14 protein-coding genes and 3 pseudogenes are annotated in these 12,674 nt (G+C 55.3%); 5 read left to right on the forward strand and 12 right to left on the reverse strand.

Going from position 1 to position 12,674, the window contains the following annotated elements:
- Together ACR0KN_RS22070 and ACR0KN_RS22075 are read left to right on the forward strand one after the other, a co-directional pair.
- A pseudogene (locus ACR0KN_RS22070) lies at window positions 1–95 on the forward strand (bifunctional methylenetetrahydrofolate dehydrogenase/methenyltetrahydrofolate cyclohydrolase); the annotation flags it as partial.
- 170 nt (window positions 96–265) lie between these two features.
- Window positions 266–574: a hypothetical protein gene (locus tag ACR0KN_RS22075; RefSeq protein WP_480656612.1), complete on the forward strand. Its 309-nt coding sequence runs from the start codon at window positions 266–268 to the stop codon at window positions 572–574.
- Here the strand turns inward: ACR0KN_RS22075 and ACR0KN_RS22080 are convergent.
- Entirely contained in the window at window positions 559–1,401 is an 843-nt protein-coding gene (locus tag ACR0KN_RS22080; protein WP_480656614.1) for an EamA family transporter, read from the reverse strand. The two genes, ACR0KN_RS22075 and ACR0KN_RS22080, sit on opposite strands and share 16 nt — an antisense overlap.
- Before the next feature lie 141 nt (window positions 1,402–1,542).
- On the opposite strand from ACR0KN_RS22080, the gene ACR0KN_RS22085 reads away from it, so the two are divergent.
- Window positions 1,543–1,977 (forward strand): group II truncated hemoglobin, encoded by a 435-nt coding sequence (locus tag ACR0KN_RS22085; RefSeq protein ID WP_480656616.1) that lies wholly within the window; start codon window positions 1,543–1,545, stop codon window positions 1,975–1,977.
- A gap of 10 nt (window positions 1,978–1,987) precedes the next feature.
- Here the strand turns inward: ACR0KN_RS22085 and ACR0KN_RS22090 are convergent, their stop codons facing one another.
- The 7 genes from ACR0KN_RS22090 to ACR0KN_RS22120 all read right to left on the reverse strand — a co-directional run bounded on the left by ACR0KN_RS22090 (window position 1,988) and on the right by ACR0KN_RS22120 (window position 7,496).
- The gene (locus ACR0KN_RS22090; protein ID WP_480656618.1) at window positions 1,988–2,419 is read right to left on the reverse strand and encodes a type 1 glutamine amidotransferase; all 432 of its coding nucleotides are present in this window, start codon (window positions 2,417–2,419) and stop codon (window positions 1,988–1,990) included.
- A complete protein-coding gene (locus tag ACR0KN_RS22095) occupies window positions 2,347–2,697 on the reverse strand; it encodes a type 1 glutamine amidotransferase family protein (protein WP_480656634.1) in 351 nt (116 codons plus the stop codon). The genes ACR0KN_RS22090 and ACR0KN_RS22095 overlap by 73 nt, the downstream gene beginning before the upstream one ends.
- Before the next feature lie 64 nt (window positions 2,698–2,761).
- Window positions 2,762–4,090, reverse strand: a complete 1,329-nt coding sequence (glnT, locus tag ACR0KN_RS22100; protein ID WP_170474700.1) for a type III glutamate--ammonia ligase — start codon at window positions 4,088–4,090, stop codon at window positions 2,762–2,764.
- Window positions 4,091–4,170: 80 nt separating this feature from the next.
- A complete protein-coding gene (locus ACR0KN_RS22105; protein ID WP_010437779.1) occupies window positions 4,171–5,499 on the reverse strand; it encodes an FMN-binding glutamate synthase family protein in 1,329 nt (442 codons plus the stop codon).
- 20 nt (window positions 5,500–5,519) lie between these two features.
- Complete coding sequence (locus ACR0KN_RS22110; RefSeq protein ID WP_480656620.1) at window positions 5,520–6,203, reverse strand: protein GlxC; 684 nt, start codon at window positions 6,201–6,203, stop codon at window positions 5,520–5,522.
- Window position 6,204: 1 nt separating this feature from the next.
- Complete coding sequence (locus tag ACR0KN_RS22115) at window positions 6,205–7,134, reverse strand: class II glutamine amidotransferase (protein ID WP_480656622.1); 930 nt, start codon at window positions 7,132–7,134, stop codon at window positions 6,205–6,207.
- A 146-nt stretch (window positions 7,135–7,280) separates the two neighbouring features.
- A complete protein-coding gene (locus tag ACR0KN_RS22120) occupies window positions 7,281–7,496 on the reverse strand; it encodes a hypothetical protein (RefSeq protein WP_480656624.1) in 216 nt (71 codons plus the stop codon).
- Between the two features lie 95 nt (window positions 7,497–7,591).
- On the opposite strand from ACR0KN_RS22120, the pseudogene ACR0KN_RS22125 reads away from it, so the two are divergent.
- A pseudogene (locus ACR0KN_RS22125) lies at window positions 7,592–8,539 on the forward strand (heme-dependent oxidative N-demethylase family protein); the annotation flags it as partial.
- 27 nt (window positions 8,540–8,566) lie between these two features.
- On the forward strand, window positions 8,567–9,064 hold the full coding sequence (locus tag ACR0KN_RS22130; protein ID WP_480656626.1) for a GNAT family N-acetyltransferase: 498 nt from the start codon (window positions 8,567–8,569) through the stop codon (window positions 9,062–9,064).
- Here the strand turns inward: ACR0KN_RS22130 and ACR0KN_RS22135 are convergent.
- The 4 genes and pseudogenes from ACR0KN_RS22135 to ACR0KN_RS22150 form a co-directional block, all read right to left on the reverse strand.
- Window positions 9,042–9,698 (reverse strand): helix-turn-helix domain-containing protein, encoded by a 657-nt coding sequence (locus ACR0KN_RS22135; protein ID WP_480656628.1) that lies wholly within the window; start codon window positions 9,696–9,698, stop codon window positions 9,042–9,044. The genes ACR0KN_RS22130 and ACR0KN_RS22135 overlap by 23 nt on opposite strands.
- A 595-nt stretch (window positions 9,699–10,293) precedes the next feature.
- Entirely contained in the window at window positions 10,294–10,677 is a 384-nt protein-coding gene (locus ACR0KN_RS22140) for an MOFRL family protein (RefSeq protein WP_480656632.1), read from the reverse strand.
- 189 nt (window positions 10,678–10,866) lie between these two features.
- Window positions 10,867–11,646: pseudogene (locus tag ACR0KN_RS22145) on the reverse strand (DUF4147 domain-containing protein); the annotation flags it as partial.
- Window positions 11,585–12,562 carry an HpcH/HpaI aldolase/citrate lyase family protein gene (locus tag ACR0KN_RS22150; protein ID WP_480656630.1) on the reverse strand — a complete coding sequence of 326 codons (978 nt, stop codon included), beginning with the start codon at window positions 12,560–12,562 and terminating at the stop codon, window positions 11,585–11,587. The pseudogene ACR0KN_RS22145 and the gene ACR0KN_RS22150, both read right to left, overlap by 62 nt.
- Between the last annotated feature and the right edge of the window lie 112 nt (window positions 12,563–12,674).

Genomic DNA, 12,674 nt, shown 5'->3' on the forward strand with positions numbered 1-12,674 from the left:
TAGGCCCGATGACGATCGCCTGCCTGCTTGCGAATACGCTGACCGCCGCGTGCCGGGCGAATGGCCTGCCAGAACCCGAAGGCCTGACAGCGTGAGATTTGGTGCTGCTCTTCACGCAGGCGATGGCAAGTCGGCCAGTTCCAAAGTGCTACAATATTGGCGATTGGCGAGCCGCGCCATGCGTATGGTGATAGTATCAATTGGCCACTCTCCGACGAATGTTGCACGCGTCCGCGCTTTGATAGCCCGCGCGGCACAAATAGACATGGCACTGGATCAGCAGCTCTGGGGCAAAGAAATGTCGCAGGACGAATGTCGAACTCAGATCAAACAACTAAACGAGTCGGTGGATGTCTATGCTGTCCTGCTTTTACCTGATGCGCCTGCGCATATTGACGTACTCAACTTGCGAAGTGAGTTACAGGGGCATAAAGACCTCATTCGCCCCGTTGCATGGCACAATCCCGGACCCGTTCGTCCGGGCGAAGTTGATTGCATATTAAACAGTGCGATTGTTGCCCATCAGACCCAAAGGGATGCGCTGGATAACGGAGATGCTCAGATCGCGAGATAGCCGATTCCCGCAAAAGCGATAATGCATCCAAGCCATTGAAAGAAAGCCATTTCCTCTCGCAAAATTGCCCAAGCCAAAACAACAGTCAACAACCCGAAGATCGAGGCTGCAACGGACGCGTATTGGGCATTAGGCAACCCACCGGCAGACACGACGCACAGAATTGCCACCGCATCGAGCGCACCCATCAGGCACAACAGGGGCAGGGCTCGTGCGCCCGGCCAAAGCGACTTGCGAGATGCAATGGCGATTACCGCCAGCACAGGGATAGCGGTCAGACGGCCAATCAGTGAAACAATGAACTCGTCGCCCAGTTCGGCTGCGTACTGACCCAGAGCGAATGTTGCAGCGAACCCAACTGCAGCGAGTACTGAAAAGGCAAACGTCGGCCCGGCGGCAGGGTATTCCGTACCGTCGTCGGATCGGGTCGATACAATGGAAACGCCGACACCAATGGCAATGATCGCCAGCCATTGCCAGATGCTGACCTCGGAACCACGCCATATCGCAAGTGTGACAGACAAGACCGGATAGCTGGCGACAAGCGGAGCGACGAGACGTACAGGCCCGCGTTGAAATGCGGCATACATACTGAGGCCAGCCAGCAAATAAAAGCCGCCTGCTACAACTGCGTAGGATACTGCTTTGGCAGACATGGGAGTGAACCCAGCCCATATTGCCACAAGACCGAACTGTAGCAGCGCCCCGGCAACCAGTACGGCCATCAATGCGGCAATGACGCTCACGGACTGACTGACATATCTCACAGCAAGATCGTGAAAACCCCAGCACAATGCTGCCAGCAGACCCAGAGCAAGAGCGCTCATCCGGTCGCCTCGCGTAACTGGGAATGCCCTGAAATTTCGTATCTTTCTCTCGATATCAACCGCGCCAACATGTCACTGGTGATAAACTTATTTTCCTGATATGCAATATTTATTGACAGTGGCAACTCGGAGAAGAGACCTATGTCATCGGCTTTGGATCAACTCGGTGGCGAAGAAAAGCTGCGGACTCTTGTCGAACGATTCTACGATCGAATGGAGACCGACCCGGCGGTGCATTCGCTGCACAGACTACATTTTCGCGGTCATGGATTATCTCATACAAGACAGGCGCAGTTCGAATTCCTGAGCGGGTTTTTGGGCGGTCGTGCTTATTATCGTGAGCGATTTGGTCATATGGACTTGCGAGAAATACACGCGCATGTGCCGATACGTGAAGCGGATGCCGAGCTTTGGCTGGAAACTTTTGACGCCGCGTTGGCAGATTGCGAAATGGACGGTTCAGTGGTGGGCAAATTGCGCGCAACATTGCGCCGCGCTGCGCTAATGCTTGTCAATGATGTCCCCGATTGGAGAGTTGAAGCAGACAGCGAAAAGAACCTTGAAGTTCCCGGTTGATCGCGTGTGATCAGATCTGTCGCAATCTGTTATAGAAGCTGGATGTTATCCTGAATTGTTCTTCAACTATTTGGTCACTGTCAGAGACCATTTCCCACGCAGCATCTGCGGAACCTAGCCAATCAACAGCGCATTGATGGTTGGCGGGATCGTTCATCCACGATTGGATTGTACCCTGAACGAGCTCGGGGTGGAATTGTACGCCCCACGCACAGTCTGAAACCCGCAAGGCCTGAACAGCACAGGCATCAGATTGTGCCATAATTGAAGAGTCGGCTGGCAGATCAACAGCTTCAACTCCATGCCATTGAAGCACCCGGAACTGATGAGGCAAGAGCTCGAACAGCGGTTCGCCCCGCGTATTACCAGTCAGATTGATGGAATGCACGCCGATCTCGGGCTTTTGCATGCGTGCGCATTTCCCACCCAGCGCGTCAACCAAAAGTTGGTGGCCAAGACAAATACCAAGTAAGGACGTTTGAGCTCTTGAACCCAGGTTCTGATTGCTTGCTTTTCACGCACAAGCCACGGATGTGCTTCGGTTTCCCAGACGTCCATCGGACCGCCCAGAACAAGAAGCAAATCAAATTCGTCAAGCTGCGGGATCGGTTGACCATCATAGAAATGCACAATAACGGCCGTATCACCGCATGACGAAATGTGCTCCAGAAACGCTCCGGGGTTTTCGCCCGGCGTATGCTGGAAAATCAGTATGTTCACGAGGTGCGGGTCTCCGCTTAACCGAATGGGTGGGGCAGCAGGATGCCTGCAGCCCCTGATTTGATTAGATATCGAGCGTGTGGTCTTTTTCCCAACGTGAGAAATGGCTGACGAAGGAATTCCATTCCTGGTGTTTCATTTTGAGGAATGCGCTTGAGAATTCCTGACCCATCATGGCTTTCAACTCGGTATCGTTGTCATATTCGCGCAACCCGTCGAGCATGTTCAGCGGTAGTTTGGGGGCGTCAGTGACGGTATGGCCTTCGGCATACATATCGATGTCCCAGCGACGTCCCGGATCGGCCTTGGAGCGGATGCCGGACAGACCTGCGGCGATAATGACCGCCTGCAGCAGATAGGGGTTGGTGGCCCCGTCGGCTAGGCGCAGCTCAAACCGGCCAGGTCCCGGAACTCGGACCATGTGAGTGCGGTTGTTGCCGGTCCATGTCACGGTATTGGGGGCCCAGGTCGCGCCCGACATGGTGCGCGGTGCGTTGATGCGCTTGTAACTGTTCACTGTCGGGTTGGTGATCGCCGCAAGCGCGCTTGCATGTTTCATGATACCGCCAAGGAAGTACTTGCCCTGTTCGCCAAGTCCCACCTCGCCGGTCGGACCGTCGCCTTCGCCGGCAAAGACGTTGGTTTTGGCGTCCGCTCCGGGTGCATCCCAGACCGAGATATGAGCATGGCAGCCATTACCGGTCAGCCCTTCGACAGGCTTCGGCATGAAGGTGGCCCGCAGCCCATGCTTTTCGGCCACTGACTTGGTCATGAACTTGAAGAACGAGTGCTTGTCGGCGGTTTTCAGAACGTCATCAAACTCCCAGTTCATTTCGAACTGGCCATTGGCGTCTTCGTGGTCGTTCTGATAGGGTCCCCAACCGAGTTCCAGCATATAATCGCAGATCTCACGCACCACGTCATAGCGGCGCATCACCGCCTGCTGGTCATAACAGGGCTTTTCGGCGGTATCGAATGGATCACTGATCTGCTCACCATCGGGGGTCAATAGGAAGAACTCTGCCTCGATTCCGGTTTTGACATGCATGCCCATCTCGGCGGCCTCGCTAATCAAGCGGCGCAGCACATTTCGTGGGGCTTGGGCGACATCCTTGCCTTCCATGACGCAGTTGCCTGCAACCCAGGCGACCTCAGGCTTCCATGGTAGCTGAATAACCGATGACGGGTCCGGCACCGCCAGCATGTCAGGATGCGCGGGGGTCATATCCAGCCAGGTGGCGAACCCGGCAAAACCTGCGCCGTCTTCCTGCATCTCGGCAATCGCCTGCGCGGGCACCAGCTTGGCCCGCTGCCCACCGAACAGGTCGGTGAACGAGATCATGAAGTATTTGACGCCTTTTTCTTTTGCGAAAGCTGCGAGATCTGTCGTCACGATGGCTTTCCTTTCCCTGTTGAATTTTTAATTTCCAAAGCAAAAACGCGGCCCCCGTTAAGGAGCCGCGCAGTATCATTTCAGAACCCTTCCTTGCCCGGGTACCAGCTTGTCCCGGCCAACGGGACACGCGCCATTGCGGCGGCCTCCATCGTCAGAGCACACAAATCCTCGGGTTCAAGGTTGTGGAGGTGATTATGACCACAGGCCCGCGCGATGGTCTGCGCTTCAAGTGTCATCACCTTGAGATAGTTTCGCAGACGGCGTCCTGCCTCGACCGGGTTAAGACGGGCCGCCAAGTCGGGATCCTGTGTGGTGATACCTGCGGGGTCCTGGCCTTCGTGCCAGTCGTCATAGGCCCCTGTGGTGGTGCCCAACTTTTGGTACTCGGATTCCCATTTCGGATCGTTGTCGCCAAGCGCCACCAGCGCGGCGGTGCCAATGGCCACTGCGTCGGCGCCAAGGGCCATTGCCTTCGCCACATCGGCCCCGGTGCGGATGCCGCCCGAGATCACCAGTTGCACCTCGCGATGCACGCCCAAATCCTGCAGCGCTTGCACGGCAGGGCGAATGCAGGACAGCGTCGGTAGACCTACATGCTCGATGAACACGTCCTGCGTCGCGGCAGTGCCACCCTGCATACCGTCCATCACCACCACATCGGCCCCGGCCTTTACCGCCAGCGCGGTGTCATAATAGGGTCGGGTCGCGCCAACCTTTACATAGATCGGCACTTGCCAGTCTGTAATCTCACGCAATTCGAGGATCTTGATTTCCAGATCATCTGGGCCGGTCCAGTCCGGGTGACGACAGGCTGAACGCTGGTCGATGCCCTTGGGCAGCGTGCGCATCTCGGCCACGCGGTCGCTGATCTTCTGTCCCAGCAGCATACCGCCGCCGCCGGGCTTGGCACCCTGACCGACCACAATCTCGATCGCGTCGGCCTTCCTCAGGTCGTTTGGGTTCATGCCATAACGAGAGGGCAGATACTGATAGACCAGCTTGCTGGAGTGACCGCGTTCTTCGGGTGTCATGCCGCCGTCACCGGTGGTAGTCGAAGTGCCAGCTGCCGACGCGCCCCGGCCCAGAGCTTCTTTCGCCGGCCCAGAGAGAGCGCCAAAGCTCATGCCCGCAATGGTTATCGGAATATCCAGTTCGATCGGCTTCTTGGCAAAGCGTGTGCCCAGTGTCACCGAGGTGTCGCAGCGTTCGCGATAGCCTTCCAACGGATACCTTGACACCGACGCGCCCAGAAACAACAGATCATCGAAATGCGGTACCTTGCGTTTGGCTCCGCCACCGCGGATATCATAGATACCGGTGGCCGCAGCGCGACGGATTTCCGCATTGATCGGATTGGTGAATGTCGCCGACTGAATCGGCAGGGTGCGGGGGATCTGATCGTCCATGTCTTTCATACCCTTCTTCCTCAGTAAGCAGCGGCGTTGTCGACGTCGAAGTTATAAAGCTGACGGGCGGAACCGTAGCGTTTGAATTCTTCGGGGTTGGCATCCGCGCCCGCGCGGTCCAGAAGGTCCTTCAGGATATCCAGATGTTCGGGGCGCATCTCTTTCTCGATGCAATCGGCGCCCAGGCTCTTGACCGAGCCGCGCACGAACAGCTGCGCCTCGTAAAGCGAGTCTCCTAGTGCGTCGCCTGCATCACCGCAGACCACAAGATTACCGGCCTGCGCCATGAAGGCCGACATATGACCGATATTACCATGCACCACGATGTCGATGCCTTTCATCGAGATGCCGCAGCGCGAACTTGCGTTGCCCTTGATGACCAGCAGACCGCCATGGCCGGTGGCGCCAGCATATTGGCTGGCGTCGCCTTCGACAACGACCTGACCGGACATCATGTTCTCGGCCACGCCGGGCCCGACCGAGCCTTCGATCTTGACCGTCGCCTGCTGGTTCATTCCCGCGCAGTAATAGCCAGTTGAGCCCTTGACCGTAACTTCGATGGGCGCATCCAGCCCAACGGCAATGGCGTGGCTGCCTTTGGGGTTCACGACTTCCCAATTGGTCTGGTTAGTCTCGGTAGATTGCGACTGCAGGGTGGCGTTCAACCCACGCAGGCCATCTGCTTCAAGATCATAGGTTTGCATATCATGCGGCCTTTTCGTTGGTCGTGGGGCTGTCATTGTGGGACCAGAAGTAAACCGTTGCTGGCTCCGGCTCCCAGACGCGGGCCTCGTCGATTCCCGGCAGGTTCACCAGCGCCCGATATTCGCTGCCAAAGGCCACGTATTGATCGGTTTCGGCCATCACCGCAGGCTTACAGGCGATCGGATCGCGGACCACGCCGAACCCATCCTTGGTGCCGACGACAAAGGTGAAGAAGCCATCCAGATCCTCAAGGCTGCTTTCCAGCGCCTCACCCAAGGTGGCCCCGTTCATCATCTTCCAGGTCAGATAGGCGGCTCCAACCTCGGTATCATTCTCGGTTTGGATCACTACACCTTCACGGCGCAGTTTGCGGCGCAATGAATTGTGGTTCGACAGCGAGCCGTTATGAACCAGACACTGATCTGGCCCAGTGTTGAACGGGTGCGCGCCCATCGTCGTCACGGCAGACTCTGTAGCCATGCGAGTGTGGCCAATGCCATGTGTGCCGCTCATACTGCTTATGTCAAAGCGCGCGGCCACGTCCTTGGGCAGGCCCACCTCTTTGTAAATCTCCAGCATCTCGCCCCGGCTCATGATCCGGACTGAAGGCCGGATTTCCGCCAACGCGGCCCGTGCTGCTTCAAACTGCGCTGCTGGAATGTCCAGAACTGTGTGCGTGTCATTATCAGTCTGGCTTACCACCACGCCCAAGTGCTGCCCCAGCTCTTCGGCTAGACCGGCAAAGTCGTCCTTGGGATTGGGCGATTGCAGTGTCACCTTGGTCTTTCCACCTGATTCCTTGCCATAAATCGCTATCCCCGCGCTGTCGGGCCCGCGATCCGTCATCGTGATCAGCATGTCTGTCAGCATATTGCCCAGTTGGGGCGCAAGAGACTGGTCTTTGAGGAATAATCCAACAATTCCGCACATGGCTGGCAGATCTCCTTGTGTGTTTCGCTATGATTCTACGGTACCAACAATTCAAACGGACATCAATAATTATAGGAAATAAATTTTCCTGAGAGGCAATGGGCAAGAGTTTAGATTTATGCCCATTGCCAGCTTTCAAAGCTGGATCAGTATCGTTCCAGCTGTGCTTTCACTTTTTCTTCGTCGCCAGTGTGGCGGGCCTTCTCGAGGTGTTCACCTTCTCGGACAAATTGGATGCGATGCCAACCTATCCAGAGTACGACGCCCACGATGACCATAAGGACTTCGTAACCTTGGAAGGGATAGATCGGTCCGACCTCGGCCAGATCAACAGCCCAGCTTTTATATCCATTAGTAGACATTCTTTTTCTCCCTTACTCAGCTGCTACGCCACGGGCAGCCAATTCTTCTTTGTCGGCTGCAATGATCGCGGCCTTGGCGTCTTCATAGGCATGGTGTTCAGCGTAATCGAGGCGGCCCCGAGGGCTCGGTCTACGAGATGCGGTTTGATGTGGACGAACATTACGTGTCCGAGATGAAAGACCGTGCGATTGTTCTGGACCAAGATCCGCTGCGTTGTCAGTCTTTGCCGCAAATGACCTTGGCGGGCTGGGATTTGTTGGAACTGATCATGGTTAGCAAATCCGAAGACTATCCGGACCTGTTCGAGCTGCATCGCAACGGCAACCAGTGGCGATGGATCAACAAACCCTTGGGAATAGATCACAGCTTTACCTTCTTGGATGAAACCACGCTGCCTTACGGGCCAATGGAGTACATAACTCGTCAGGCGCAAGGTGATTTCGCAGTGCTGGACCAGCGGGACGAGATGCTGTGGATGGACGCTGGTATGGTCACGACCCAGGCCGATTGGAGCCTGGATATCGACATCGGCATGAATTTTTTCGAATGGCACGCACCTGTTCCAAAAGCCCATGAGATGGGGATTTTCAAGCGTGCGCTGAAGTTTCTGTTGAACATTCAACAGGGCGCTCCGGCGCGCCGGCTGAACTGGACCATGACAGTGAACCCGCTGCTGGATACCAGCCCCGAAAACTATCACAAATGGGGTATCCAAAGAACGACTCTGACGCCCGAAAACTTCACGCATAAGCAGCATCTGCGGGTCGAGTTACAGACCTTCTTCCGCCTGCCGCGGTCCAACGCGCTGGTGTTCCCGATCCGCTGCTATCTGTGCAGTTTTCAGGATCTGATGACTGTTTCAAAATGGGGTCGTCGTCTGCACCGCGTTGTACGTGATCTGCCGGTTGAACTGGCGACTTACAAAGGGTTCATCGACAACCGTCCAATGATGCTGAACTACCTCAGTCATTTTGATGATGGATTGCCGACCTCCCCCGGAGTCTGGCCGGATCTGGAAACGGAACCGCCTTTGTCAAAATAAACGAGCATTACGAAGTGTTTTGGCTTTATGACTGAACCGGACAAAACACTTTGGCTCATTCCGAGCGATGATGCCGCATTGTATGACGCGCTTGCGCTGCTCCGCGCGTCATTTCAGTACATGGATGCCCGGATCGACCCTCCGTCTTCTATTCATAGTCTGACCGTGGGCGGGATGCAGGCGCATTGTCGGAAAGGCGGTGAAATCTGGGCCATGGGCCGACCGCTTATTGCGTGCATGTTTTTGACGCCCAAAGCCAACACCTTGTACCTTGGAAAACTGGCGGTGAAGGAAGGAATGCGGGGGCAGGGTATCTGTCGCACATTAGTAGATCACGCTGCAAGTCGTGCAGCAGACCTTGGTCTATCAGCGTTGGAACTGGAAACGCGCGTGGAACTCACTGAAAACCAAAGCGTGTTTTCAAGGCTTGGGTTTACAATCGTAGGTACCGGCAGCCACGTCGGCTATGACAGACCCACGGATTTCTTGTTACGCAAGCCGATCAGTTTGTCTGCGGATAACTGATCACTGAAATGTAGCGTGCTGGCAGGTTAACCAACCGTTCAGGTCCATGCGGCGCATCGGCGTCAAAGAACAAGGTATCACCCGGTTTCAGGGGGTATATCTTGTCGCCGTGTCGGTAATCTACCTCGCCCTCAAGCATGTAGATCGTCTCGATTCCGCCATGTTGAAACGTTGGGAACACGTCGGATTCAACGGTCAGGGTGATCAGATAAGGCTCTACAATTACCCCAGAACCATTGGCACCAATATGCCCCAACAAATTATATTGATGGTTGGCGCGTGTTCCTTCGCGCTCTAACTCAACGCCCTCGCCTGCTCTGGTATGAACCGCCTCGCGGCGCTCTTCAAATTGTCTGAAAAAGCTTGTCAGAGGAACTGAAAGCGCATCAGCGAGCGATTGGAGAGTCGTTAAGGAAGGCGATGTGTTACCGTTTTCGATCTTGGACAACATACCAATCGACAATCCGGTCAGCTGAGCCAATTCTGCAACCGTAGTATTCTGCTGTTTGCGAAAAGCACGAACCTCGCGACCAATGGCAACTTCAAGAACTTTTTCTCTGTCACCCAAGCGTACAGAATGCGGGTCCTGTGTCAGATTTGTCGCCATTTCTTTGTCGTTATTTTTCAATTTCATTCTTTCAATGTCTTGCTACACTTGTCCAAACGGGCTCTGCAAGAAGACAAGCTGCATTACCCAATCCAGTTCGGACTACCATAGCATCAATTTTTCCTGTTAGTAAAATAATCATGCTGACAGAAAAATACTAGAAATCGAAATCCAATGGTTTTACGGCTTTCCGATAGCGTGCCTAACCTCAGTCATAAAGCCGTTGCGAATAGCAAATTAGATTACACTGAATCTGGATTCGTGGTCGTCCATAAGTCTCAATGTTCGTACTGAACGCAACTACTTCATAATCCAAAAGCGGGAAAGAGCCAAACATGGCTATTGGTCTACTACTCGGCTACAGCGGTTCGTGCTACCTGCTTGAGTATTCGGAAGCCTGATTGCGCTCCGGCAGTTAATCGCTCCGCATCAACAGTACGACTTCACCAAGTCGCAGTCTTTGGCGCTTGAAACTCCGCCACTTGCTCGGCTTGAAATTCGAACATCGGGCTTTCTTTCCTGACCCGAAGTATATGTCACGATGCATCTGCACCATTGATCACTCAGAAACCCGGAGATCGCTAATAACGGATCTAAAAATCTGCCGTTTTTTCACCCGCATTCACGTGTTAGATCCAAGCATCAATACCTGAATGTCGGCAACATTGGTTCCGGTTGCTCCGGTCATCAGAAGATCACCCGACAGCGTCAAAGCCTTATGACTATCGTTGCTTGCCAACAGGGAGGCAGGGTCATGTCCAGACGCATGGATTCGGGCGAGCGTCCCTGCATCCACTATCGCGCCAGCTGCCGGGGTTGGGCCGTCGCGGCCATCCGTACCGCCGCTAAGAAAAACCCAGTTGCCGGGTATCGTGCGCTCATGCGCCAATTTGGCGACGCGCAGCGCCAATTCCTGATTGCGCCCGCCGCAACCTGTTCCTGTCAGGCGTACGGTCGTTTCACCGCCAAACAGTAAGGCGGTTTGTTGGTCAAATTTGGCAGACATGGCTGCCTGAAAAATCTGTTCGGCTGCATCGGACACGTCTCCAATCAACGCGTCGGACACAATTTCAGCCCTACAGATCTGCGTCGCACAGCAAAACGCGGCTTCAAGACTAATCGTGTTCGATCCAATCAGGTTGTTTGTTGCCTCAACTGCTATAGAACGATCAGGAATACTCTTCTCCAGGTGGGCACGGGCGGCTTTTGGGAACCGGTGCCAAATCCCGGCCTCGATGCAGGTCCTGCGGGCGTCCGCGTGGCCGCCGATTGGTGAGGCAGTTGGTCCGCTGGCTACGGCCCGAATGTCATCACCTATGACATCCGACAGGATATACGCCGTGATCGGTGCAGGTGAGCCGTGCCGCAAAAACCCGCCGCCTTTGAGCTGGCTCAGGTGCTGACGCACAAGGTTCATCCGAACGATGTCCAGCCCGGAAGATAGCAAAACCTCATTGACCGCGATTTTGTCCGAAAGAGTTAAGCCATCAACAGGCGCGGGGACCAAGGCCGACGTCCCGCCAGAAATCAGTGCAATGATCTGATCCTACTTACGTGCTGCGCTGAGCAATGCGATGATCTGTCGCCCGGCTTTCAAACCGCGTTCATTCGGGATGGGATGCCCGCTGGTCAATACCGTCGCGCCGGGGACTTCATTCCAGTTGTCGCTGTGGGTTACAATCAGGGCGACGTGATCGCCCTGAACATGCTGCAATGCCTCCTCCATCATGGCAGGGGCAGCCTTCCCAATTGCGATCAGGATGCTGCGCCCACTCTTTTCTGGTGATGGCAATGGGTCTGATTGCAACCGTTGGCGCAGGGACATCGCGGGATCTGCTGCTGCGACGGCCTGGGCAAAGATGGCGGCGGCACTGTCGCGCAGCGATATGGACGATTGCACAGTCATGATGTGATCATGCTGCAGCAATCTGCCCGGCTTTTTCCACCAGCACTTCGGCCTGACGGATTGAGGCATAGTCGATCAGACGACCATCCAGAGAAACGGCGCCTTTGCCCGCCGATTCAGCCTCGGCCATAGCGACGAGAATTCGCTGTGCTTTGGTGACTTCGGCATCTGAGGGTGACATGACCTCGTTAGCCAGGGCAATTTGGCTGGGGTGGATGGCCCATTTGCCTTCACATCCCAGAACTGCCGCCCGTTTTGCCGCGGCTTTGTAACCGTCCGGGTCCTGAAAATCGCCAAAGGGTCCGTCGATCGGGCGCAGGCCGTTGGCGCGCGCGGCGACCACCATGCGAGCCAGCGCATAGTGCCACATGTCGCCCCAATGCGTCATACGTCCTCCGTCAGTATCCGGGTCAGTCAGAACTGAATAATCGGGGTTTACACCGCCGATGATCGTGGTCCGGGCACGGGTAGACGCGGCATAGTCGGCAACCCCGAAATGAAGACTTTCGTTGCGTTTGGAGGCGGCCGCAATCTCGCTGACATTCTGCATGCCAAGCGCGGTTTCGATGATATGTTCGAACCCGATCCGTTTCTTGTAGCCTTTAGCGTCCTCGATCTGTGTCACCAGCATATCGACCGCGTAAACGTCAGGAGCTGTGCCAACCTTGGGGATCATGATAAGGTCCAGGCGTTCGCCGGCTTGTTCGACCACGTCCACCACGTCGCGATACATATAATGTGTATCCAGCCCATTGATCCGCACCGACATGGTTTTGCTGCCCCAGTTGATATCGTTCAGGGCTTCGATGATGTTCTTGCGGGCCTGTTCTTTTTCGTCAGGCGCAACCGCGTCTTCCAAGTCGAGGAAGATCACATCTACATCTGATTGTGCAGCCTTTTCGAACATTCCGGGCTGGCTGCCTGGGACGGCCAGTTCGCTGCGGTTCAGGCGTGCAGGGGCTTGGTCGATGTTATGAAAACTCATGATTTGGGTCCTTCGTCTTACAGGTTCGGATAGATCGGAAACTTGGCGCAAAGCTCAGCGACTTCGGCTTTGACTTTTGCTTCGACTGCGGCATTGCCTTCTTCGCCATTGG

This window comes from Ruegeria sp. AP7, from assembly GCF_056539905.1.